This window comes from Brevundimonas sp. (genome assembly GCF_041688735.1).
Classification (GTDB): Bacteria; Pseudomonadota; Alphaproteobacteria; order Caulobacterales; family Caulobacteraceae; genus Brevundimonas.
Genome location: NZ_JBDNHO010000105.1, coordinates 1 through 23,553, shown reverse-complemented (window position 1 = coordinate 23,553; position 23,553 = coordinate 1). Strand labels below are relative to the sequence as shown.

The window sequence follows — 23,553 nt, the reverse complement described above, 5'->3', positions numbered from 1 at the left end:
GGCCGGGCCCGAGCGTTTCTGAGTCATGACATTGTCCGAGATCGCGGTCCTGCTGGGCCTTAACCTGCTGATCATCACCGGCGTCATGTTGGGGCTGTGGCTGCTGGCGCTGAGGCTGAAGGACGTCAGCTTCATCGACGGGGTCTGGCCGCTGGGCATGTTGATGCTGGCCCTGGCCACCTTCCCGCGCACCGAAGGCGATCCGACGCGGAAATGGCTGCTGCTGTGGCTGGTCGGAATCTGGGCGCTGCGGCTGTCCTGGCATCTGTTGGGGCGCTGGCGGCGGAATGGGGCGGACGGGCGCTACGTCGAACTGGTCGAGGCCCAGGAGAAGGCCAGGGGCTGGAGCTTCGGCAAGACGGCGCTGCTGTTCGTCTTGCTGCCTCAGGGCGTGCTGGCCTGGCTGACGTCGCTGCCCGTGCAGTTGGGGCAGGTAGCGCAGGAGCCGGCGATCGGCTGGATCGGCTGGACGGGCGCGGTTCTGGCGGTTGTCGGCATCGCCTTCGAGAGCATCGGCGACGCCCAGCTGGCAGCCTTCAAGAAGGACCCGAAGAACAAGGGCAAGGTCATGGACAAAGGCCTGTGGAAATACACCCGCCACCCCAACTATTTCGGCGACGCCTGCGTCTGGTGGGGCCTATATCTGATCGCGGCCGAGACTGGGCCGGGCGTCTGGTCCATTGCGGGACCCCTGTTCCTGACCTTCACCCTGACGAAATGGTCAGGCATCGGCATCACCGAAAAGGCGACGGCGAAGACCAAGCCCGCCTATGCAGACTACGTTCGGCGGACCAGCGCCTTCATTCCTTGGCCGCCGAATAAAGCCTGATCTCGAAAACGGGAAACCCCCGCCGCTCGCGCGACGGGGGCTGACCATTCTGACGAGCAACCGGGGATCATGAGACCCTGGCTCTAAGCGTCTTACTGGTTCGGATTCGCCGTCGAGGGCGAGGTGTTCGGCGTGTTCTCGGTGGTCATGCCGCCGTCGGCGTTACCAGCTTCCTGCTCCATTACGTCGGCTTTTTCGTTCAGGGCCGTTTCAGCGGCTTCGGTCGGAGCAGCAGCGGCTTCTTCTTCCAGGGCATCGGCCTGGACTTCGGCGGTCTTGTCGGCCTGGCTTTCGCAGGCGGAGACGCCGGCCAGAGCGAAGGCGGCGGCGGCGGCGATGATCAGTTTACGCATGGGGATATCCTTCCAGAGTGGAAATCCAATAACTCTGAAGCGCCGTTTGAGTTCACGGTCCCGTGAGAAAAAAGTGTTGGAACGTCAATTTTCTTCGGCGAAGGCCACGCGGGCCGCCCCCAGCAGGGCGGCGTGCTTGTGCAGGATCACATGCGTGGGGATGGCGGCCATATAATCCTGGTACCGGCCCTTGCGCTCGAACCGTTCGCGGAAGGGGCTGGCCTGAAGGAACGGCAGAATGCGCGGGGCAATGCCGCCAGCGATATAGACACCGCGGCGTGCACCCGTTGTCAGGGCGATGTCGCCGGCCACGGCCCCCAGGATGGCGCAGAAGCGGACCAGCGTGGCACCGCAGGGGCTGTTGTTATCGGCGAGGGCCTCGGCGGTGATCTGGGCCGGATCGTCGATATGGCTCTCACGGCCGTCGATCTCGGCCAGGGCACGGTGCATGTTCAGAAGGCCAGGACCGCAGATCAGGCGCTCGATCGAGACCCGGTCATAGCGGCGGCGCAGGATGCGCAGGATCTCGTCCTCTACCGCGTCGCCCGGCGCGAAACAGGCGTGGCCTCCTTCGGACGGCATGGCGATTTCATTGCCATGGATGTCGCGCACCAAAGCCGAAACGCCGAAGCCGGTGCCGGGGCCGAGCACGGCGATGGCGGCGTGCGGCTCGCCCTCCTCTGGACCGCCTAGCGACGCCAGATGGTCCTGCGAGACGGCGGGAGCGCCCCAGGCCAGAGCCTCGAAGTCGTTGATCAGCCGCACCGGATTCAGACCCAGGGTCCGAAGCTCGGCCTCGGACACGCCCCACGGCGAATTGGTCAGGTCGATCTCGCCGTCAGTGACCGGCCCGGCCACGGCGATGACGCCGCCGGTCGGCTTTACGGCGCAACCGTCGATGAAGGCCCGTACGCCCTCCAGGAAGGTTGGATAGGTTTCGGCGGGGAAGCTGTCGTGATGCTCCAGAACCGGCTTTCCCTGGACCCTGTGCGCCAAGGCGAAGCGGGCGTTGGTGCCGCCCACGTCTCCGACCAGCAGCGTCTTGTCCCAGGCGATGGTCATCGGGGGTTCCTCTTGTCCCTATCGGTCGCCGCGCGGCGACTCCCTGCTTGAGGGAAGGTTATGCATCCACCGCGCGATCGACGACATTGTTGTCCGGCTGGGTGCCGTTCTGGGACGGTGCGCCCACCGGCGGGGCGAAACAGACCGATGCGCCCTCTTCAGCGGTCGAGACCACATGGCGGAAGGCGGCGAACAGTTCACGGCCATAACCCCAGCCCGAACCCCCGGCCTGCGCCTCGGACCGCATGGCGGCGGGCCGGGCGGCGAGTTCCGGGACGCCCACGGTTGTCAGAAGCCCGGCGTCAGCGTCGAGGCGGATGATGTCGCCGTCGCGGACATGCGCCAGCAGGCCACCGGCCAAGGCTTCCGGGCTGACGTGGATGGCGGCGGGAGTCTTGCCCGACGCGCCGGACATGCGACCGTCGGTGACGAAGGCGATCTTGAAGCCCTTGTCCTGAAGCACGCTGAGCGCCGGCGACAGGGTGTGCAGCTCGGGCATGCCGTTGGCCCGGGGGCCCTGAAAGCGCAGGACGAGGACCACATCGCGGTCCAGCTTGCCGTCCTGGAAGGCCGCAAGCGCGTCTTCCTGGGTTTCGAACACCGCGGCGGGGGCCTCGACGATGCGGTTCTCCGGCTTGACCGCCGAGACCTTGATGACGGCCCGGCCGAGGTCGCCCTGGACCAGACGAAGGCCGCCCTCGGTATCGAAGGGATCGGAGGCGGGCCGCAGAATGTCCGTGTCGAGACTGCTCGTGACGCCGTCCTTCCAGACCAGTTCGCCGTCGATCAGCGTTGGTTCTTGGAAATAGTGATGGATGCCCTCGCCCATGATGGTGGTGACGTCGGAATGGATATGGCCGGCACCGGCCAGTTCGCGGGCGATGAAGGCGACGCCGCCGGCGGCCTGCATGGCGTTCACATCGGCCGAGCCGTTGGGATAGACGCGGGCCAGAAGAGGCGTCGCCGACGACAGCTGGTCCATGTCGCTCCAGTCGATCAGTACCCCCGCAGCGCGCGCCATGGCGACCAGATGGATGGCGTGATTGGTCGAACCGCCGGTGGCCAGCAGGGCGACGGTCATGTTGACGATCGACTTCTCGGAGATGACGTCGGCCATCCGGCCCTGACCGGTGCGGGCCAGTTCGACCGCGCGTTTGGCTGCGGCCGCCGTCAGGGCGTCGCGCAGCCCGGTCTCCGGGTGGACGAAGGCGGTGGACGGCAGGTGCAGGCCGCCTATCTCCATCATCATCTGGTTGGAGTTGGCCGTGCCGTAGAAGGTGCAGGTGCCGGGTGAATGGTAACTGGCGATCTCGCTCTCCAACAGGGTCGCGCGGTCGACCTTGTTCTGGGCATAGAGGGCGCGGACACGGGCTTTCTCTGCGTTCGGAATACCCGAGGGCATGGGGCCGGCCGGGGCGAAGACGACAGGCAAGTGGCCGAACGCCAGCGTGCCGATGAACAGGCCAGGCACGATCTTGTCGCAGACCCCCAGGGCGATAACGGCGTCGAACGCGTCGTGGGTCAGACCGACGCCGGCCGACATGGCGATGACGTCGCGGCTGAACAGCGACAGATCCATGCCGGGGCGCCCCTGGGTGACGCCGTCGCACATGGCGGGCGTGCCGCCGGCGACCTGGGCGGTGGCGTTCACCTCGCGCACGGCGTCGCGGATGATCTGGGGGAAGCGTTCGAACGGCTGATGCGCCGACAGCATATCGTTATACGCGGTGATGACGCCGACATTGGGCTGGGTCCCCGACATGGCGGTCAGTTTGTCCTTAACCGGGGCACCGGCGAACGCGTGGGCCCAGTTGGCGCAAGACAGCTTGGCGCGGCCGGCACCGCTGTCGCGGGCGGCGTCCATGCGGCGGAGATAATCGGCGCGGGTGGCTTTCGAGCGCTCGGCGATTCTGGCGGTGACCTCGGCGACGACGGGATGGAGAGGATTGGTCATCAGGCTTTCTCTTTCCATAGAACTTCAAGCGGTACGTTGGCGGCGATCAGGGCGGCGATGGGCTGGACGGCGGGATCGCCAGCGGCCTCGCGCTCGAAAACGGCACGTTTGGCGGGGCCGGTGATGGCCAAAACCACGCGCCGGGCGGTCATCAGATACGGCAGGTTGATCGACAGGCGTTCGAGGGACGGCGAAGCGCCATGGCGGCCTTGGGGCACGCCATAAACCGCAGGCTTGAGCGTTGGCGTCAGCAAAGTCTTCAGAGTCGGGCTGCCGGGGAACATGGAGCAGATATGGCCATCCTCCCCCATGCCGAGAAGAACAGCGTCCAGTTTACCGCCTTCATTCGCCAGCACATGGGTAGCGAGGGCTGCGGCGCGATCGACCGTGATGGCGGACTGGTAGAGCGGAACGAAGCGGGCGGCGGCGGCCGGGCCGATCGACAGGATCCGTTTGATCAGGGCCGCGTTCGAGTTGAGCGAGGTCTCGGGGACGTAGCGTTCGTCGATCAGGGTGACGACGACTTTGGACCAGTCGAGCTCGGTCCGGACCATCCGTTGGTAGATCGGCGCGGGGGTGGAACCACCGGAGCCTGCGAAGACGGCATTGCCGGTTTCACGAACGGCGGCGGCGAGCGTGTCGGTCAGGTGAGCGGCGCAGGCGTCGGCCCATGCGGCGTCGTCGGGGAAGGTCTGGATGGAGGTCATGCGGGAAGTCCCAACGCCATCTCTTTCGTCATCCTCCGGCGAAGCGACGCAGAGACCGGGGGACCCAGCGGCGCTGAAGGCGATCTGTTCAGGCAGGCAGTCCGCGACAGGTTCGCGCTCGCGCGCGCCACGAGGTCCCCCGGTCGCTTCGCGCCGGAGGATGACGAAAGGTTTGGGTGAACCCTATGCATCGACGGAGTTCCATTGGCGGCCGGTGCGGGACAGCAAATACCCCGCCTCCTGCGGTCCCCATGTCCCGGCCACATAGTCCTTGGGCTTGAAGGCCGCGCCTTCCCAGGCCTCGGAGACCTCGTCGATCCATTTCCACGCCTGTTCCGCCTCGTCGCGGCGGACGAACAGGGTGGAGTCGCCGTTCAGGGCGTCGAGCAGCAATCGCTCATAGGCGACGCGGCGACGCGGCGGCTTGGCGCCCTTGTCGTCCTGGCCCCAGGACAGGGACATCTGGATCGGCTGAAGTTGCATGCGCTGATCGAGGCCGGGCTTCTTGTTCATCACCGACAGGGAGATGTCCTCCTCGGGTTGTAGCGCGATGATCAGCCGGTTGGCCGCGATATGGCCGCGCTCGCCGTGGTCGAAAATAGAGTGCGGCACCGGCTTGAACTGGATAACGATTTCGGTCCGCTTCTCCGCCAGCCGCTTGCCCGTGCGCAGGAAGAAGGGCGTCCCGGCCCAGCGCCAGTTGTCGATGTCGACGCGCACGGCGACGAAGGTCTCGGTGTCCGACGGCTGGCCGCGCTCGGTCTGGTAGCCTTCCACCGAGGCACCGTCGGACAGGCCGGCGACATACTGACCGCGTACCGTGACGCGCTCGGCCTCGTGCGCCGTGATCGGACGGAGGGAGCGGATGACCTTGACCTTCTCGTTGCGGACCGAGTCCGGATCGAGATCGGAGGGCGGTTCCATGGCCACGAGGCAAAGCAGCTGGAGCACGTGGTTCTGCAGCATGTCCCGCAGGGCGCCGTACTCGTCGTAATAGGGCCAACGGTCGCCGACCCCCACGGTCTCGCCGACCGTGATCTGGACGTGGTCGATCGAGAGGCTGTTCCACAGCGGTTCGAAGATGGTGTTGCCAAACCGAAGCGCGATCAGGTTCTGAACCGTTTCCTTGCCGAGATAGTGATCGATGCGGAAGACCTGGTTCTCGGAGAAGGCGTCGGCCACCGCGTCGTCGATCTCACGGAAACTTTCGAGATCGCGGCCAACCGGCTTTTCCAGCACGACCCGATCGCCGGCCTCGGCCAGACCCGCCGCGCGCATGGCGGTGACGATGCGGGCGTAGAGCGAGGGCGAGACGGCCAGGAAACTGGTACAGGTGCCGGCGCCGACCTTGTCCTTCAACGGCTTCAGGCTTTCCGCGCTGGTGGCGTCGACGGCCACATAGTCGAGCCGGGCCTCCATGCGTTTCCAGGCCGCTTCGGTCCAGGCGTCGTCGGCCTTCGCCTTGCCCTCCACCGAGGCGCGGACCTTGGCAACGTAGTCGTCGCGGCTCTCGTCCGAGCGGGCAGCGCCTATGATCTTCAGGCCGTCGGGCAAAAGCCCGTCGTGCTCAAGAAAATAGAGCGAGGGCAGAAGCATCCGCATGGCGAGGTCACCCCCGCCGCCGAACAGCACCAGGGCCGCCATGCGCTCTCCTTCGTTCAGGTCCCGGCTGGACCTTCGGGTTGTTTGGCCGTTTCCGCCCGCTGAGCCAAGACGTCGAGGACGTCCTGAAACACCATGTTACGCGCGCGCAGTAGCACCAGCAGGTGATAGACCAAATCCGCGGCCTCCGATGCGAGTTCCCCATCGGGACCCGCGGCACCGGCCAGAGCGGTCTCGACGCCCTCTTCTCCAACTTTCTGCGCGGCGCGTTTGGGACCCTCGGCCAGCAAGCGCGCGGTCCAGCTTTCCGAGGGATCGGCGGCGGCGCGTTCGGCGATGGTGGCTTCGAGGCGGGCGATGCGACCCAGGCCCGGCGCGTCGTCGTCGCCGAAACAGCTGATGCGGTTCAGATGGCAGGCGTTGCCGACGGGCCGGACCTTGAGGACCAGCGAGTCCATGTCGCAGTCCGGCGTGATCGAGACGACGTGCAGCCGGTCGCCCGAGGTCTCGCCCTTGCGCCAGCGGGTGCCGCGCGAGCGGGAGAAGAAGGTGGCCTCGCCGGACGCGATCGTCTCGTCCAGCGCGGCGCGGTCCATATAGGCGAGCGTCAGCACCTGCAGGGTCGCCGCGTCCTGAACCGCGACGGGCACGAGGCCGCCGGACTTGTCGAAATCGAGGGTGGAGGGATCGAAATCCTCCCTCATCGGGGGAGGGGAGCCATCCGAAGGATGGTGGAGGGGGCCTGATCCAGACGCCGGCTTTCGGGGCGAGCCCCCTCCACCGCTCCGCGTTCCCGTCGTCGGGTCGGCTTCACCGATCCTTCCTCCACAACCGATGGGGGAGGATTTGTTGGTCTCGATCACAGTCTCATCTCCTGCCCGGCATCCGACAAGAATGCCTTGAGATCGGGAATGGTCTGGGTCCCGGTGTGAAACACACTGGCGGCCAGGGCGCCGGAGACGTCAGCCTGTTCGAACACGTCGAGGAAGTGCGACGGCGCCCCCGCGCCGCCGGACGCCACCAGCGGAATGGTCAGGCGCGAACGGGCGGCGGCGAGCTGGGCGATGTCATAGCCGTTGCGCACGCCATCCTCGTCCATGCAGTTGAGAACGATCTCTCCCGCGCCGAGGCCCTGCGCCTCGACGATCCAGTCGAGGGTGCGGCGACCGGCGCCGCGGCTGGCGGTCGGATCGCCCGTATACTGGTGTACCAGCCAGTCGTCGCCCGAGCGCTTCGAGTCCACCCCGACGACCACGCACTGGCTACCCAGGCGGGCGGCCATCTCGCCGATCAGCTCGGGTCGTTCCAGCGCGGGGGAGTTGATCGAGACCTTGTCAGCGCCGTGGTCGAGGCAGCGGGCGGCCTGATCCACGCTGCGTATACCGCCCGCGACGCTGAACGGGATGTCGAGCAGGCGGCCGATGTCCTTGACCCAGCCATAGTCGAGGGTGCGACCCTCGGGGCTGGCGGTGATGTCGTAGAAGACCAGTTCGTCGGCGCCCTGATCGCGATAACGGGCGGCCAGTTCGGCGGCGTCGCCCATGTCCGAATGGTCCTCGAATCGGACGCCCTTGACGACGCGCCCGTCCTTCACGTCGAGGCAGGGAATGATGCGCCGGGCGGTCATGACGTCGTGGCCACGGCGTCCTCGACCGTGAACCGGCCTTCGTAGATAGCGCGGCCGACGATGGCACCGTCGCACCCGATTGCGGCGGCGGCCTTCAGGTCGTCGAGCGCGGACACCCCACCGGAGGCCTGGACCTTCAGGTCCGGTCGCCGGCGGACGATCTCGCCGAGCAGGTCGATGTTGGGACCCGTTAGCGCCCCGTCACGGCCGACGTCGGTGACCAGCAGGTGCCGGGCCAGGCCGACTGGATAGCGATCCAGCGCGGCCCACAGGTCCAGCTCGGCCGCCTGCGTCCAGCCCTTCAGGGCAGGCACCCACCGGTCGCCGTCGGCCTTGACGTCTATGGCGAGCGTGATGCGGTCAGGGCCGAAGCGACGCAACCAGTCAGCGACCGTTTCGGGCTGGGACACGGCCAGGGAGCCGACCACCACCCGCGCCACGCCCGCGTCGATCAGCGCCGCCACGTCGTCGGCCGAGCGGACGCCGCCGCCGGACTGGATGCGGATATCGACCGCCTTGGCCAGTTCGCCGATGAGCGCGTGCTGCACCGCCCGCCCGGTCTCGGCCCCGTCCAGATCGACGATGTGCGCCCAGATCGCACCCGATGCGGCGAAGGCGGCCAGACGGGCGGCGGGATGGTCGTCGTAACGTGTCACCTGGTCGAACCGGCCGTGCATCAACCGCACGCAGACGCCGTCTCTCAGATCGATGGCCGGATAGACGATCACGCCGAAAGCTCCAGGAAATTCTTCAGGATGCGGGCGCCGGCCTCGGCCGAGCGTTCGGGGTGAAACTGACAGCCCCAGCGATTGCCGCGACGGACCACCGCCGGGACGCGGGTGCCATAGTCCGCGCAGGCCAGGGTGGCGTCGCCGTCGGGACAGACGAAGCTATGGACGAAATAGGCATAGCTCCCGTCTTCGATGCCCTCGAGCAGCGGGTCGGGCTTCAGATGACCGAGCCTGCTCCAGCCCATGTGCGGCACGGGCAGGTCGGGTCGGACGTCAAGATGGCGCACGGTTCCGGGAATGAAGCCCAGCATGTCGACGCCACCCCCCTCCTCGCTGCGCTCGAACAGAAGCTGTTGGCCGAGGCAGACGCCGAGCAGGGGCCGCCTGAAGGCGCGGATCGGCTCCACCAGTCCCAGCGCCTCCAGCCGAGCCATGGCATAGGCCGCCGCGCCAACGCCGGGCAGGATCAACCGTTCGGCCCCAACGATCTCGGCCGGGTCGGCGGTCAGACGCACGGTCGCGCCCAGCCGTTCCAGCGCGAACTGGACCGACGCGACGTTGCCGATGCCGTAGGACAGGACCGTGACTGTAATCACAGCACGCCCTTGGTCGACGGCACCACGTCGCCCTCGACCTTGATGGCCTGGCGCAGGGCGCGCCCGAAGGCCTTGTAAACGGCTTCCGTCTTGTGGTGATCGTCGTCGCCGGTGACGGAGACGTGGATCGCGGCACCCAGATGTTCGGCCAGCGAACGGAAGACGTGGGCGGTCAGATCGGTGCGGTAGTCGCCGATGAAGGGGGTCGAGAACGTGCCCTCGAACACCGGATAGGGGCGGCCGGACAGGTCGATGGACACGCTGGCTTTGGCTTCGTCCATCGGCAGGACGAAGCCATAGCGGGTGATGCCCTTGCGCTCGCCCAACGCCTGTTTCAGCGCCTGACCGAGGGCGATGGCCGAGTCCTCTATAGTGTGGTGCGGATCGGTGTGCAGGTCGCCCTCGCAGGACAGGCGCAGCGAGAAGCCGCCGTGGGCCGCGATCTGCTCCAGCATGTGATCGAAGAAGCCGACTCCGGTGTGGATGGAGACAGGTCCGGTTGCGTCGAGATCGACGGCGCAGACGATGCGGGTCTCTTTGGTGTCGCGCACGGCCTGGCCAGTCCGGTGTGCGCGGGTGGGGGTCGCGGCGAGGCCCAGCGCGGCCAGCAGGCGGTCGTTGACTTCGACATTGGCAGACACCGGCAAACGCAGGCGATCTCCCGCCCGGTCCCCAGCGATGCCGAGGCGGGCGAGCGCGGCCACGGCGGCGTCCGGATCAGCGGGTCGAGCCATCAGGATGGGGCCGAAGCCATGCTCGACGACCATTTCGCGGGACAGGGCCTTTGACAGCCGTGCGCGTTCCGACCCCACCACGGCAAGGCGCTGCGCCGTCTCCATGAGCCGCGACGGATCCAGCGCCTGCAAGGCCAGACGGACAGAGACTTCCGGCAGGGCGTAGGGTTCCAGCACCGAGGCCAGACGCGCCAGCGTGGCCGGTTGCGCCAGCGCCGCTCCGACACGCGCCCCGGCCAGTCCATAGGCCAGCGACAGGCTGCGCAACACCACCAGATTGGCGTGGGCCTCGATGACGGTCGCGGCGGAGGCTGAGTCGCTGAACTCGGCCAGTCCCTCGTCGACGACCAGCAGCGCGGGCGCAATCCGTTCCGCCATCTCCGCCACGGCCTCGGGCGAGCCCAGCGCGCGCAGGATAACGGCGGCGCGCTCCGCGCCGGGCGCAGGCGGCGCATAGAGGGCGGCGAGCGCCCGGTAGGGTTCGGCGTCGGGCGCCTCCACGAACAGCCCTTCCCGCGCGGCGAGCCGGAAGACCAGCTCAAGCCCGTGGGTCAGGCCACGCACGGGCAGGACCCGGTCGGCGGCGACACCGTGGACCTCGCCCATTCGGGCGGCCAGCGCGCGCGGCTCGGCGGGATAGAGGTCGAGGCCTTCGCCACCCGTGACGAGCGGCGCGAACGGGGCGGGGAGGTTTTTCATTCTCCGGTCCTCAGATCGGCGGCGCGGGCGTGGGCTTCCAGCCCTTCCAGCCGGGCGAGACGGGCGGCGACGGGCGCGAGCTGGCGCGCCCCGGCCTCGGTCACGGTCTGGACGGACATCGAGGTCATGAAGCTGCTCGTCGTGATGCCGCCTAGCGTCCGCGCGCCGCCGTCGGTGGGCAGGACGTGGCTGGGGCCGGCGGCATAGTCTCCCAGAGTCTCGGCCGCCCAACGGCCCACGAAGACGGCGCCCGCCGCGCGGATCGAAGGGACCAGGCCGGCGGCGTCCTCGGTCTGGAGCGAGAGGTGTTCGGGGCCGTAGAGGTTCGAGACCTCGCAGGCGTCGGCCATCGACCGCACCTTGATGGCCCTGGCCTGCGACAGCGAGGCACGAGCGATTTCGGCGCGGGGCAGGGTTTCGAGCTGGCGCGCGACCTCGGCGAGGATTTCGGTAATGGCGGCGGTACTGTCCGAGACCAGAATGACCTGGGCGTCGGCGTCGTGTTCGGCCTGGCTGAGCAGGTCGGCGGCGACGATCTCCGGTTCGGCGTCCAGGTCGGCGATGACCAGCAGTTCCGATGGTCCGGCGGGCATGTCCGCCGACGGCCCGCCGGGCAGGGAGACAGCGAGGCGTTTGGCCTCGGCGACCCAGGCGTTGCCTGGGCCGAACAGCTTGTCGCAAGGCGCGATCTCGCCGTCCTCGAGCGTGGCACCGAAGGTCAGGGCCGCGATGGCCTGCGCCCCGCCGACCAGCCAGAGCGCGTCCAGCCCGGCCTCGCCCGCCGCCACGATCATGGCCGGGTGGGCGTCCCCGTCGCGCCGCGGCGGCGTCACGACTACGCGCGCGCCGACGCCCGCGACCTGGGCCGGAATGGCAAGCATTAGCAGGGACGAGAACAGCGGCGCCGTGCCGCCGGGAACATAGAGCCCCGCCGTACTGATGGGACGCCACATCAGCTTCGAGATCACGCCCGGTGTGGTCTCAATCGGCTCGGAGTCCTGGGGAATCGTCAGCTGGTGAAACAAGCGGACGTTCTCGGCGGCGATGCGGATGGCGCGGGTGTCGGCGGGCGGCAATCGCTTGCGGGCGGCGTCCACGACGCCAGCCGTGATGGCGATGCGGCGAGGAGGCGCTCCGTCCAGCTTGACGGACCAGTCGGAGACCGCTTGGCCGCCGCGCGCCCGTACGTCGTCGAAGATCTGCCGGACCACGTCGACCACGGCCCGGTCGCTGCGGCGCGTGGGGCGCGCCAAGGCCGCGCGGCGGCCCAGGGCGTCCAGGGAGGACCAGTCGATGACTTTCCAATCCAGGCTGGGCATCACATCATCTTCTCGATGGGGAGGACCAGGATGGCCGAGGCGCCGGCGGCCTTCAGCTTCTCCAGCGTTTCCCAGAAGACGGCTTCCTGGCAGACGGCGTGGACGGCCACCGCGTCGTCGCGGCCGGACAGGGGCATGACGGTCGGCGAACCGGCGCCGGGCAGGATGGCGGTGATCTGAGCCAGAGCCGAGCGGGGCGCGTTCAGCATCACGTATTTGGCACCCTGCGAAGACACGACCCCGGCCATCCGTTCGATGATACTGTCCAGCAGGTGCTGGAGCTGCGGTTCCGGCGCGACCGGCGACTTGATCAGCACGGCCTGGCTTTCCAGCACGGTCTCCATGGCGATCAGGCCGTTGGCTTCCAGCGTCGCGCCGGTCGAGACCAGGTCGCATATGGCGGAGGCCAGCTTCAGTCGCGGGGCGACCTCGACCGCGCCTCGCATGGTGACGATGTCGGCGGCGACCCCCTGCTCGTCGAGGAAACGGCGCAGGATTTTCGGATAGGAGGTCGCGATCCGCAGGCCTTCCAGCGACGCGGGACCCGCGTAATCGAGCGTCGGCGGCACCGCCAGCTTCAGGGTGCAGCGACCAAAGCCCAGCGGCATGATGACCTCGGCGTTCGCGCCGCCGTTGCGACCCTCCTCCAACACGTTCTCGCCGACGATGCCGAGGTCGCAGACGCCGTCCGCCACAAAGGTCGGGATGTCGTCGTCACGAACGCGGAGCAGGTCGATGGGGTAGTTCTCGACCCGGTACAGCAGGTCATTGTTGCCCTTGACCACGCGCAGGCCCGCGTCCCGCACCAGATCGAGGCTGCGGTCGGACAGACGGCCGGATTTCTGGACGGCGATGCGAAGCCGACCCTGGACGGTACTCATGTTTCTGACTCAGGCTTTGATGCGGTCGAGGACGAGGCGATAGCCCTGATGCGGCATCTCTTTCAGGAACCGGGCGACCCGCACGACCGTGGTCGGGCTGGCCTGGGCCTCGGCGGCGATTTCTCGGTAGGATTTGCCGCCCGCGTCGAGCAGGCGAGCGACCTGCCAACGCTCGGCGAAGGCGCGAAGCTCCGCAGGCGTGCACAAATCGGCCAGGAAGGCGTCAACCTCATCGCGGGTCTTCAGCGACAGCAGGGCGTCGTAAAGGGCCAGACGACTACGGGCCGTCGCGGCGGCGTTGCGTGGAAGGGCGTCGGTCATGACGTTCCACTATGCTGTAACAGTGGCACAGTCAAGAGAGGGGGATGAGAAGGCGAGCGTGCCCGCGGCGACCGTCGGCGACCACTCACCCCTCGACCCTCGCCCCTCACCCCTTTACTTTCTATCCCATGACCAAGGTTCTGATTATCGGCGCGGGACACGCAGGCGGAACGGTCGCGGCGTTGCTGCGGCAATACGGACATGAGGGTCCGATCGTTCTGGCCGGCGCGGAGCTCGCGCCGCCGTATCAGAGGCCACCCCTGTCGAAGGCGTGGTTGAAGGGAGAGGCGGATCTGGAGGATCTGCTGCTGCGGCCCGGGAGCTTCTACGTCGAGCAGGACATCGACCTGCGCCTCGGCGCGACGGCGACCGCCATCGACAGGACCGCGAGGACCGTCACCTTCGCCGACGGGACGACGGAGGGCTATGACGCATTGATCCTGGCCACCGGCTCGACCGCGCGCAAGCTGACCCTTCCGGGCGCGGATCGGGCGGACCTGCTCGAGTTGCGGACACTGGCGGACGCCGAACGGCTCAGGGCGGCGCTTGGACCCGGCAAGCGATTGGCGGTGGTCGGCGGCGGATACGTCGGGCTGGAAGCGGCGGCGTCGGCACGGGCGCTGGGCGCCGATGTCATTGTAATCGAGCGCATGGACCGGGTGCTGGCGCGCGTGGCGTCGGAGACCCTCTCGACCTTCTTCACCCACCAGCACCGGGCGAGGGGCGTCGAAATCCTGACCTCGGCGGAGGTGACGGGGTTCGAGGACGCGGGCGTTCGACTGGCCGACGGGCGGCTGATCGCGGCTGATGTGGTGTTGGTTGGCGTGGGTGCCCTGGCCAGCGACGACCTGGCGCGGGCGGCGGGACTGGAGTGCGGCGACGGAATCGTCGTTGACGAAACCGCGCGCACGTCCGATCCGGCGATCTTCGCGATCGGCGACGCCACGAACCGTCCTGTCCCGGTTCACGGCGGGCGGAGGCATCGGCTGGAAAGCGTCCCCAACGCGCTGGAACAGGCCAAACAGGCGGCGGCGGCCATCGTCGGACGCGCGCCGCCGACGCCGGAAGCGCCGTGGTTCTGGTCGGATCAGTACGATCTCAAGCTTCAGATCGCGGGGTTGCCCGACGGGGCGGACCGGCAGGTCGTTCGAGGCGATCCCGCCGCCGGAACCTTCGCCGTCTTTCATCTGACCGGGGACCGGATCGTTTGCGTGGAGGCGGTCAACGCGGCGCCGGAGTTCATGGCCGGACGACAGATGATCGTCAGCGGCGCGCCCGTGGATGCGGAAAAGCTGGCCGACCTCGGCGTGACGATGAAGGCGTTGGCGGCGGTATAGCATTATAGTGGAGCCTGATTTACGGCGTCGGTGAAATCACGTAGCGATTCCTCCTCAACCGATCAGACTCCGTGCTGGTCCATCGCTAATTTCTGCGAACGCTCTGCAATCCTGTTCGAGGATCGGTCAGCGCGACATTCTGATGCCAAGGCTGAAGGTCCGCGGCGGTCCAAGACCGGCGACGCCGGTCGCCGTCTCCGAAACCTCGACCTCCTCATCAAGCAGGTTGTCGGCGGCCAGCCACAGGGCCGTCGACGGCGTGATCGCCCAGTCGGCACGAAGGTCGGTCGTCAGGGCCGCGTCCAGCACCCGGCTGTTCAGGTCGTCGTCGAACCGGCGGCTCTCCCAGCGCAGATCGGCGGCCAGGGTCAGCCGCTGCGTCGCCCGCCAGCCGAGACCCGCCGTGGCGCTCCAGATCGGGGCCTGGGCCGGACGCAGGCCGGTCAGTTGCGGAGCCCTGTCTCCGCCGTCCAGCCGCGCGTCGGTGGCCGACACGGCGGCGCGCAGCGAAAGGACCTCGGTCAGCTCGAACCGGCCGTCGATCTCCACGCCCGTCCCTTCGATGGTGCCTGCGTTCCTGCGCTGGCGCAGGACGCCCCCGGCCGGGACGAACCCCGCGCGGGGAAAGACGCCCGGACCGGCACCGACGGTGACGTTGACGATCGCTTGCTCGACCTCGGTCCAGAAGGCGGTGGCGGTCGCGGAGGCGCGCGACCCGGTCCAGGCCCAGCCCGCCTCGACGCCGGTCAACCGTTCCGGTTCCAGCGCCGCATTGGCCTCGGTGAGGTCGTTGCCGACGCGGAAGGGTCGGTGCAGTTCGTTTAGCGTCGCGGGGCGGAAGCCGGTATAGGCGGCCACTCGCAGCGCCTGCCCGGACCCGACCTCGCGGCGGGCGGCGAAACGGGCGCTGACCACCTCGCCCGACCGGTCTGGATCCCGCTCGTCCAGCGTCGGCGCGCCGGTGGCGAGGTTGCTTTCCAGCCGGCGACCGCTCTCATTGCGCCACTGATCCAGACGCATGCCGGCGGCGAACAGCCACGGGCCGATTACGGAAGACCCCTCGGCATAGGCCCCGGCCACCGAGGTCTCGCCCCCGGCGACGCGGGCGCGTGTGAATGCCCCGGTAATGAAACGGAAGCGTTCGCGTGTTTCGCCCTCGCTGAATCGGGCGTCGGCCCCGATTTCCCATTCCGTCCGACCGATGCCCGATACGCTGGCGCGGCGCAGGGCGGCGTTGACGCCCCAGCCGGTCGCCGGAGTCTCGAACTGGTCGTTGGCGGGGGTGGTCGTGGCGCGGTCAGCCGAGACAGCGACTGAACTGTTGGCCAGATCACTCTCGCGCCGCCAGGCCTGCAAACGCCAACCGGGGCGATCTCCGGTTGGCTGGGCCGCAACCGTCGTGGACAGGCTCGAGCCACTGGCGGTCGAGCGCGCGCCCGCCAAGCCGGAACCCCGATCCTCCTCGAAGGCTGAGGCACGGAGCGACACGGCCGCAGCGGCCAGGGGAACATCGGCCCGCAAGGTCACGCTGCGGACCTCGAGGTCCAGCGGCGCGTCGGCGGCGCCTGCCCCCGCTCGCACGGGCACATAGCCGTCAGACGTTTCGTAAAGCCCTGACGCGACCAGCCTGACCGGGCCGAGCATCGTCGAGCCCGCGCCCGCAAGCCGACCTCCACTGCGCTCGGAAACCGAAGCGTCCACCACCGCGCCGTCGTCGCGCTCGCGCAGGCTGATCACGCCGGTCAACGCTCCTGCGCCATAAGGCCCCGCTCCGGAACCCCGGATGACGTCCAGTCCCGACAGGCTCTCGGTCGGAACCTGCGACCAAATCACCCAGCCACCGAAGGGATCGTTCAGGGGAACGCCGTCCAAAGTGACAAGCGTCCGCCCGGCCCCGGAGGGCGCGATGGCGCGCACGCTGATCCCTTGGGTCGTCGGATTGGCCGACAGGCTGGAGTTGCGCCGGAATAGCGAAACCGCCGGGACGGTCGCCAGCGCCTCGTCCAGCCGCTGCTGCGCACGGAGGTCGCCCTGGGTCAGGCGGACCGACGAGAAGGCAGCCTCCCCGGCGACCGGCGGCAGACGGGCGCCGGTCACGACGACGTCAGGCAACTGGGGCGGAGGGATGGCTTGAAACATCGTGGGCTTATAGCCCGGCCGGACCTCGCGTGGTCAAGCAGCGCGGTGGATGGCGGTCATGTCGCGGCTGAGAACCCGGCGGATGGCGTTCACCAGGACGTCGGGCTGGATCGGCTTCTGCGCCACCCCGTCCATACCCGCAGCCAGATATTCGACCTCGTCGCGGGGATCGGCATTGGCGGTCAGGGCGAGGATGGGGATGCGCGCGGCCTCGCCGGTCAGCCCGCGAATGGTGCGGCTGGAGGCCCTGGCCTCGGCCTCGGCGCGGGCCAGGTCGCGCGTCAGGTCACTCATGGCGTCGGCGCGGCGGCGATGAATGGAGCTGCCCGCCTGAAGCACGTGGATCCCGGCGCCCACGCCGACATAGCGCCCTTTGGAGGTGACGACGAAGCCGTTCAGAAGCGCGCCAAGATTGGCGGCGTCCACACTCTGGAACAGCAGCTCGGCGTCCGCGTCCGAGTCCAGCATGCGGGGTGGGTCCATGAAGGTGGAGGCGGGTCGCCGGGCGTACAGGGCGCGACCGTATTCGGCGGCCATCTTCAGGGTGAAGGCGTTGCGCTCGATCAGGCCGACAGGGCGGCGGTTCTCATCGACCATAGCGATGACCAGGGTGTCGGGCTCGTTCTGGAACCGGTCGAAGACGTCGGCCCCAGGCGTGTCCGGGCCGATCGGCGGAGCGGCACTGGCGAAGTCTCCGATTCTGGCCATGGTCCCTCCCGCTCGGCGAGAGGCTTAGGCCGCAGGGACTTAACGGCAGCTTTTCCGTGTGTGAACCTTATAAGATATTGTCTTGAATATCAGCTCTTAAGCTGATGATTGAGGCGAGCCAGAAGCGCCGTCGCGAACACGGACAGCGTGTCGTCGCGCGCGCCCATGACGACGATCCGGTCGCCGGGTCGGGCCAATTCGATCAGACGGTCTCCACAGGCCTCGCGCGTCGCCAGAGCCTCCGCCTGGCCGCCCGCGGCGCGAACACCCGAGGCGATGTCCTCACTGCCGACGCTGCGGTCGGTAGTGCCTCCGTGATAGACCGGCTCAAGCATCAGCAGGACGTCGTCTTCGCGCATCAGGCCGGCGAAACCCTTGATAAACTCAGATTTCATCAGCTTCAACGGACCGAAGCCGTGAGGTTGGAACAGGATCAGCAGCCGGCCATCGAAGGCATGCAGTGTCTTCAGGGTGGCGGCGATCTTGTCGGGGTTGTGGGCGAAGTCGTCGATGACGCTGACGCCGTTCGCGGTCCCGACCACCTCCATTCGACGGCGGATGCCCGCGAAGGTCTCAAGTGCGGCCACGGCCTCGGCCAGCGGCACGCCGAGGGCGCGGACGGCCCCAAGCGCGGCCAAGGCATTGGCGACGTTGTGGGCACCCGGTGCGTTCAGGACTACGTCGTGACGGTCGCCGCCGACTTCCGTCAAGGTGAAGCGCATGCCTGTGGGCAGGGGTTCGAGATCATGGGCGTTCAGCGTCGCCGACGCCTCACCCATGGCGAAGGTGATGACCTTTTCGGCGCGCAGAGTCTGGGCCAGCGCCGCCGTCTCGACGTTGTCGAGATTTAGCACGGCCGTCGCCGCCCGGCCGGTGAAGCCGCCGAACAGGTCGCGCAGCTCTTCCATCGACTTGTGATCCAGAGAGATGTTGGAGACCACGGCCACCGTCGGATCGTAGAGGGCGATGGAGCCGTCGCTTTCATCCACTTCGGAGACGAACAAATCGCGCCCGCCGATCAGGGCGCTGGCGAAAGGATGGTCGGCGTCGACGAAATTCTTCATTACCGCCCCGTTCATCACCGTCGGCGCGCGCCCGGCGCGATGCAGGATCCAGGCGATCATGCCGGTGATAGTGGACTTGCCGCTCGTCCCCGCCACGCCGATCGAGGTCGGGGCGGCGTTGAACAGGTCGCTGAGGAGCTCCGGCCGCGTCACGATCTTCGCCCCGACGCGGCGGGCGGCGCCGATGTCGGGCACCGTCTCCTCGACCGCGCCCGTGGCGACCACGATCTGGGTGGCGCGGGTTACGCCCGAGCCGTCCTGGGGGTGCAGCGCGACCCCCTGCGCCTCCAGCCAGGCGAATTTTTCGGGGGTACGGCCTTGGTCGCGCGAGCGGTCGGAACCCTCGATCCGGCCGGCCTGCGCCTTGACGATCATGGCCAGCGGCAGCATGCCGGAGCCGCCGACGCCGCAGAAGAAATAGTCATCCTGATGCATCGGCTTGATCTTGGAGGGCGAAACCGGGGAAAGTCCGGCGGCCTGACTAGCACGGGCGACGCCGGAGGCCAGCCGCAATCCCCATGAAGATCGGCATCGTCAACGTCAGTTCCCGCTTCAGCCGCGCGCGCGCCGACGCCGTCGAGGCGTGGATGGCGACCCACTATCCGGACCGGTCGGTCTCGGTGGTGTTTCATCCGGCCAGCTTTTCCAAGCACGGTCATTTCGGCGGCGACGACGCCACCCGCGCCCGGGCCTTCGTGGAGTTCGCCAACGACCCCCGAATCGACGCCGTCTGGTTCGCGCGCGGCGGCTACGGCTCGTGCCGCATCGCCGAGGCGGTTCTGCCGAGACTGGAATCCGTGGCCCGCAAGAAGCGATACCTGGGCTTTTCCGACGCCGGCACCCTGTTAGCTGCCCTGTACAAGGCTGGCTTCCCGCATGTGGCGCACGGGCCGATGGCTTCCGATTCGGTGCGCCGCGACGAGACGGCGCGACGCGCGATCAACTGGTTGGTGAAAGGCGACGAGGCCTCGCTGGAACCGTCTCTGGCAAATGATCCGCGCCCGGCGGTCGCCTTCAACCTGACCATCCTCGACCAGTTGATGGGCACAGCGCTGGAGCCCGATTTGGCCGGTCACGTGGTTATGCTGGAAGAGGTGTCAGAAGCGCTCTATCGCGTCGACCGGATGATGTTCCACCTGACGGGCCAGTCGTCGATGCGGCGCGTCGCGGGCATCCGGTTGGGGCGGGTCACGGACGTCACGCCCAACGACCCCGACTTCGGCCTGACCCCTGAGGAGATCGTTCGCTACTGGTGCGATCGCTCCGGGATTCCTTATCTCGGCCCGGCCGACATCGGTCACGACGGCGACAACAAGGTCGTGCCTTTCGGGCCACGGTAGAGCGGCGTTCGTTCGCGTGGACAGGGAAGGCTGTCGACAGCTTCGCCCTTGGCACGCCAGATCGTTCCCGGTGGGTTGCCTCGGCGCGATCCCGACGACGCGGGCCCTTGGGGGAGGGTGCGCGGGGGCGATCCGGGCGACGTCGGGGGCGTCGGCCGGATCGCCTGTCCCGCCGTCGGTGGGCGATCGCCGACCGCGACGACGGCGACGCTGGCGAAGGTCTGCCTGCCACGCCATGATGGACTTGCATGAACCGCCGCAACCTCCTGATCCGCGTCGCAGGGCTGGCCGCCATCGGCGGGGCGGCGTGGTGGGCGCGCGAGACCCTGATCTGGCCCGAGCCGCGGCTGGCCTTCGCGGACGGTCGCGCCACGCCCTGGATGCCTTACGCCCGAAGAGCCAGCGTGCCGACCGTCAGGGTCCGGATCGCCGGACGCGAAATCGTCGCCCTGATCGACAGCGGGGCGCAGTATTCAGTCATCGACCGTGCGTTCGCCGCTGAACTGCCGGAGCAGGGCCGCGCCCTGTTCGACATTCCGCTGGTCGCCTATGGCGTCGGCGGCGGCAGTCAGGTGGGGCGGGGCACGACGCTGGACCTCGATCTGCCCGGCCTGATGGTAACGCGTCTGCGCGCGGCGATATTGGACCTCGGGCCCTTGGCCTCGGCGGAAGGACTGCAGACTCCCCTGATCATCGGACGTGACCTGCTGGAGCAAGTCGTCCTGGCGATGGAGCCGGCGCGGCGTCACGTCCGGCTGGTCGCCCGCGACGCCTTTGTCCGGCCCGCCGATCTGGCCCCCACAACCGTGCATCTGGCGGGCGGGGCCATGGTGGCGGCCGTCACTGTCGAGGGCGTGGACGTCGACGCAGTGGTCGACACGGGCGCCTCGTCCCTGCTGGCGCTCGACCGGGAGACGGCGACCAATGCGGGCCTGTTGGACGGGCGACCGCAGGAGAGTGGCGTCAGCCTGGTCCTTGGCGGCGCCATGCGCGCGCTGATCATCGAGGCCCGCACCGTGACCTTCGCCGATCACCTTTACCGCCGCGTCCCGGTCGGTGTGTTTGAACAGCCGCCCCTGCCCAACTTCCCTGGCGCGCTGGTGGGCATGGACGCCTTCGTCGGGCGTCGCGCGGCGCTGGACCTGGGCGGCGGGACGCTGCACGTCTCGCGTCCGCTGGACCTCACCGTGGGCGGTCGAGGGACGTGAGGCCTACAGGGCAGTGAAGGTGTCACAGGTCGCCGGATCGCCGGACTCGTAGCCGCGTCGCAGCCATTCCATCCGCTGGGCAGATGAGCCGTGGGTAAAACCCTCGGGCACCACGCGCCCGCCTTGGCGGCGTTGCATGGTGTCGTCACCGATGGCCGCAGCGGTCCTCATACCCTCTTCCAGATCGCCCGCGTCCAGCGCGACCGCGCCGTTCGACACGGCGGCGGCATTGGCGGCCCAGACCCCGGCGTAGCAGTCGGCCTGAAGCTCCAGGGCCACGGAATACTGGTTAGCCTCCGCCTCGCTCGCGGCCCGTTGCTGGGCCTGCCGGACCTGCTGCGAGGTGCCCATCAGGGTCTGGACGTGGTGTCCATATTCATGGGCGATCACATAGGCGCGGGCGAAGTCGGCGCTCGAGGCGCCCAGATCGGTTTCCAGCTGCTGCCAGAAGGACAGGTCCAGATAGACCCGCTTGTCGCTCGGACAATAGAACGGACCCATGGCCGATTGGCCGAAGCCGCAGCCCGTGCTCGTGCCTTGTTCGTAGATCACAACCGTCGGCGGCTCATAGCCTTCCAGCTTGGTCTTCCAGACGTCGTCCACATTCGTGCCTATCACGTCGACGAAGGCGCCGGCCTGGTCCTGGGGCGAGCCTTGCGCGCCCCGTTCGCTTGCACCCACGCCGCCGAACTGGCTTGCGACCTGCTGGGTGGTGGAGGGGTCGATGCCGAAGACGAAATAGCCGATGGCCGCCAGAACCAGCACGCCGATTCCGCCGCCCGCGGCCACGCCGCCGCCCATGCCGCGCCTGTCATCAATGTTGCCGCCGCGTCGTCCGCCCTGCCACCGCATGATCGCCGTCCCTCGCCAATGCCATCCGAGCCAGGCCGTAACGCGGCTCGGGTCGAAGGGATGCAGGACGAACGCGATCTCAGCGCGGCGCGCGGTCAAGCCAGGCGTCGATCTGACCGACGGACGTCGTTGAAGCCTGACGACGCGCGGTCGCGGCCCGGCGCAGCGCGCGCGCCTCTCCCGTCGAAAGCAGGGGCAGGACGGCCGGGGGCAGAAGTGGCTCAGGCGGGCGCGCCGACTGTAGGCGCAGGCTGGTCAGCCGGGTTTCCGTCTCCAGCCAGCGCGCGGAGGCCCCGCGTTGATCCGCCTGGATGCGCAGGCGATCCATTTCATAGCGATGCTGATCAGCCTGATAGCGGTTCTGGTCGAACACAGGCGCGCCGCGGCTGGGCGGCCAAGCGTGCGCAACCCGGGCCTGCGCGGGCGCGGCGAGGAGCAGAAGGACGACTGCGAGGGCGTGAGCGACGGTCATGAATCATAAGATGGCGCGGGATACTGCGCGCTCCAAGCATAGCCGCCGATCTCGCGCCACTGGACCGGGCCTTCAGGCTCGCCTGGACAGCGTCCATACCCGGGTGCGCTTGACGGCAGAGCCCTCCAGCTCTCGCGTGGTCGGCACCACGTATTCGGCCAGAAGCTCGAAGCCCGTCCTGGGGAAATAGGTCCGCAGGGGATCGCCGACGATGACCCGGGTCCTGCCCGCGGCGGCGAGGGTCAGCCAGTCGAGCACGCGGCTCGACATCGGTTGTTCGTAGAAAACGTCGCCGGCGCAAATCACGTCCACCTCTGGCGGCGGGCCCTCTAGTAGGTCCTCGGCGGTGAAGGCCAGGGTCACCCCGTTGGCCGCCGCGTTCAGCGCCGCCGCCGCGCCGCAGAAGGGATCGACGTCGGCGCAGAGGACCGAGGCCGCGCCGGCTTTCATCGCCGCAACGCCGACCAGGCCGGACCCCGCCGCGAAGTCGAGCACCCGTTTGCCCCGAACCTCCGTCGGATGGTCCAGCAGCCAGCGGGCCAGTCCCTGACCGCCGGCCCATGCGAAGGCCCAGAACGGCGGCGGCAGACCCATCTCGCCGAGTTCCTCTTCGGTCAGACGCCAGATGGGCGTGATCTCGTCGGCCAGCCACAGGGAAATCTCCGGCACGTGCGGCACGGGCTGGAGGCGGGTGTTGGCGAGGATGAAGGCGGCGGGATCGGGAATACGGGTCAGGTCAGATCACCCAGAAGCAATATCAACCGCGACGCCGCGCTCTTCAGCACGTCGCCATAGCCCCCGCCACCTCCACCCGCTCGCCTTGCGGCTTGCTCCGGACCGCCCGGTGCAACGCAGGCAACTTCCAGCATGGCAAGTGCATGAAGATCTACGTCTACGGCTACATCAACCTGATCTCGTCGAGCCGGCGGCTGGAGCGCGAGGCCGGGCGCAATGTCGAGATGATGTGGCTTACCGGGCGGCTAAAAAAACATGCTGCGCCTCACCTCGCCGGGGGTGT

At 68.2% G+C, this 23,553-nt stretch carries 23 protein-coding genes and 1 pseudogene; 5 read left to right on the top strand and 19 right to left on the bottom strand.

What is annotated here, in order from left to right:
* Window positions 1–25: 25 nt before the first annotated feature.
* Complete coding sequence (locus ACESMO_RS11365; RefSeq protein WP_372708257.1) at window positions 26–829, top strand: DUF1295 domain-containing protein; 804 nt, start codon at window positions 26–28, stop codon at window positions 827–829.
* Window positions 830–921: 92 nt separating this feature from the next.
* Here the strand turns inward: ACESMO_RS11365 and ACESMO_RS11360 are convergent, their stop codons facing one another.
* The 13 genes from ACESMO_RS11360 to ACESMO_RS11300 form a co-directional block, all read right to left on the bottom strand.
* Window positions 922–1,182: a hypothetical protein gene (locus ACESMO_RS11360; RefSeq protein ID WP_372708256.1), complete on the bottom strand. Its 261-nt coding sequence runs from the start codon at window positions 1,180–1,182 to the stop codon at window positions 922–924.
* Window positions 1,183–1,266: 84 nt separating this feature from the next.
* A complete protein-coding gene (gene glk / locus ACESMO_RS11355) occupies window positions 1,267–2,244 on the bottom strand; it encodes a glucokinase (protein WP_372708255.1) in 978 nt (325 codons plus the stop codon).
* Window positions 2,245–2,302: 58 nt separating this feature from the next.
* Window positions 2,303–4,198, bottom strand: coding sequence for a phosphogluconate dehydratase (edd, locus tag ACESMO_RS11350; RefSeq protein ID WP_372708254.1), 1,896 nt, complete (start codon window positions 4,196–4,198; stop codon window positions 2,303–2,305).
* Window positions 4,198–4,905, bottom strand: a complete 708-nt coding sequence (gene pgl, locus ACESMO_RS11345) for a 6-phosphogluconolactonase (RefSeq protein WP_372708253.1) — start codon at window positions 4,903–4,905, stop codon at window positions 4,198–4,200. Before pgl ends, edd begins: the two co-directional genes overlap by 1 nt.
* A gap of 183 nt (window positions 4,906–5,088) precedes the next feature.
* Window positions 5,089–6,549, bottom strand: coding sequence for a glucose-6-phosphate dehydrogenase (zwf, locus tag ACESMO_RS11340; RefSeq protein WP_372708252.1), 1,461 nt, complete (start codon window positions 6,547–6,549; stop codon window positions 5,089–5,091).
* Between the two features lie 14 nt (window positions 6,550–6,563).
* A complete protein-coding gene (gene hisIE, locus ACESMO_RS11335; RefSeq protein WP_372708251.1) occupies window positions 6,564–7,211 on the bottom strand; it encodes a bifunctional phosphoribosyl-AMP cyclohydrolase/phosphoribosyl-ATP diphosphatase HisIE in 648 nt (215 codons plus the stop codon).
* 155 nt (window positions 7,212–7,366) lie between these two features.
* Window positions 7,367–8,134: an imidazole glycerol phosphate synthase subunit HisF gene (hisF, locus tag ACESMO_RS11330; RefSeq protein ID WP_372708250.1), complete on the bottom strand. Its 768-nt coding sequence runs from the start codon at window positions 8,132–8,134 to the stop codon at window positions 7,367–7,369.
* Window positions 8,131–8,862 carry a 1-(5-phosphoribosyl)-5-[(5-phosphoribosylamino)methylideneamino]imidazole-4-carboxamide isomerase gene (gene hisA, locus ACESMO_RS11325; protein ID WP_372708249.1) on the bottom strand — a complete coding sequence of 244 codons (732 nt, stop codon included), beginning with the start codon at window positions 8,860–8,862 and terminating at the stop codon, window positions 8,131–8,133. The genes hisF and hisA overlap by 4 nt, the downstream gene beginning before the upstream one ends.
* Window positions 8,859–9,461, bottom strand: coding sequence for an imidazole glycerol phosphate synthase subunit HisH (hisH, locus tag ACESMO_RS11320; RefSeq protein ID WP_372708248.1), 603 nt, complete (start codon window positions 9,459–9,461; stop codon window positions 8,859–8,861). The genes hisA and hisH overlap by 4 nt, the downstream gene beginning before the upstream one ends.
* Window positions 9,458–10,894 carry an imidazoleglycerol-phosphate dehydratase HisB gene (gene hisB, locus ACESMO_RS11315; RefSeq protein ID WP_372708247.1) on the bottom strand — a complete coding sequence of 479 codons (1,437 nt, stop codon included), beginning with the start codon at window positions 10,892–10,894 and terminating at the stop codon, window positions 9,458–9,460. Before hisB ends, hisH begins: the two co-directional genes overlap by 4 nt.
* Window positions 10,891–12,213 carry a histidinol dehydrogenase gene (gene hisD / locus ACESMO_RS11310; protein WP_372708246.1) on the bottom strand — a complete coding sequence of 441 codons (1,323 nt, stop codon included), beginning with the start codon at window positions 12,211–12,213 and terminating at the stop codon, window positions 10,891–10,893. The genes hisB and hisD overlap by 4 nt, the downstream gene beginning before the upstream one ends.
* Window positions 12,213–13,094 (bottom strand): ATP phosphoribosyltransferase, encoded by an 882-nt coding sequence (hisG, locus tag ACESMO_RS11305; protein WP_372708245.1) that lies wholly within the window; start codon window positions 13,092–13,094, stop codon window positions 12,213–12,215. Before hisG ends, hisD begins: the two co-directional genes overlap by 1 nt.
* 9 nt (window positions 13,095–13,103) lie before the next feature.
* On the bottom strand, window positions 13,104–13,415 hold the full coding sequence (locus tag ACESMO_RS11300) for a YerC/YecD family TrpR-related protein (protein ID WP_372708244.1): 312 nt from the start codon (window positions 13,413–13,415) through the stop codon (window positions 13,104–13,106).
* A gap of 128 nt (window positions 13,416–13,543) precedes the next feature.
* On the opposite strand from ACESMO_RS11300, the gene ACESMO_RS11295 reads away from it, so the two are divergent.
* Complete coding sequence (locus ACESMO_RS11295; RefSeq protein WP_372708243.1) at window positions 13,544–14,752, top strand: NAD(P)/FAD-dependent oxidoreductase; 1,209 nt, start codon at window positions 13,544–13,546, stop codon at window positions 14,750–14,752.
* 126 nt (window positions 14,753–14,878) lie between these two features.
* On the opposite strand, the gene ACESMO_RS11290 is transcribed toward ACESMO_RS11295, so the two are convergent.
* From ACESMO_RS11290 to murC, 3 genes are all read right to left on the bottom strand, one after another.
* A complete protein-coding gene (locus ACESMO_RS11290) occupies window positions 14,879–16,891 on the bottom strand; it encodes a TonB-dependent receptor (protein WP_372708242.1) in 2,013 nt (670 codons plus the stop codon).
* Between the two features lie 33 nt (window positions 16,892–16,924).
* Complete coding sequence (locus ACESMO_RS11285; protein ID WP_372708241.1) at window positions 16,925–17,599, bottom strand: hypothetical protein; 675 nt, start codon at window positions 17,597–17,599, stop codon at window positions 16,925–16,927.
* Window positions 17,600–17,688: 89 nt separating this feature from the next.
* A complete protein-coding gene (gene murC / locus ACESMO_RS11280) occupies window positions 17,689–19,098 on the bottom strand; it encodes a UDP-N-acetylmuramate--L-alanine ligase (protein ID WP_372708240.1) in 1,410 nt (469 codons plus the stop codon).
* 83 nt (window positions 19,099–19,181) lie between these two features.
* Between murC and ACESMO_RS11275 the strand changes: the two genes are divergently transcribed.
* Entirely contained in the window at window positions 19,182–20,003 is an 822-nt protein-coding gene (locus ACESMO_RS11275; RefSeq protein ID WP_372708239.1) for an LD-carboxypeptidase, read from the top strand.
* A 248-nt stretch (window positions 20,004–20,251) separates the two neighbouring features.
* The gene (locus ACESMO_RS11270) at window positions 20,252–21,211 is read left to right on the top strand and encodes an aspartyl protease family protein (protein ID WP_372708238.1); all 960 of its coding nucleotides are present in this window, start codon (window positions 20,252–20,254) and stop codon (window positions 21,209–21,211) included.
* Between the two features lie 3 nt (window positions 21,212–21,214).
* On the opposite strand, the gene ACESMO_RS11265 is transcribed toward ACESMO_RS11270, so the two are convergent.
* The 3 genes from ACESMO_RS11265 to ACESMO_RS11255 all read right to left on the bottom strand — a co-directional run bounded on the left by ACESMO_RS11265 (window position 21,215) and on the right by ACESMO_RS11255 (window position 23,204).
* On the bottom strand, window positions 21,215–22,063 hold the full coding sequence (locus tag ACESMO_RS11265) for a neutral zinc metallopeptidase (protein ID WP_372708264.1): 849 nt from the start codon (window positions 22,061–22,063) through the stop codon (window positions 21,215–21,217).
* A 79-nt stretch (window positions 22,064–22,142) separates the two neighbouring features.
* A complete protein-coding gene (locus ACESMO_RS11260) occupies window positions 22,143–22,535 on the bottom strand; it encodes a hypothetical protein (RefSeq protein WP_372708237.1) in 393 nt (130 codons plus the stop codon).
* A gap of 72 nt (window positions 22,536–22,607) precedes the next feature.
* The gene (locus tag ACESMO_RS11255; protein ID WP_372708236.1) at window positions 22,608–23,204 is read right to left on the bottom strand and encodes a methyltransferase; all 597 of its coding nucleotides are present in this window, start codon (window positions 23,202–23,204) and stop codon (window positions 22,608–22,610) included.
* A 209-nt stretch (window positions 23,205–23,413) separates the two neighbouring features.
* Between ACESMO_RS11255 and ACESMO_RS11250 the strand changes: the two are divergent.
* A pseudogene (locus ACESMO_RS11250) lies at window positions 23,414–23,553 on the top strand (transposase); the annotation flags it as partial.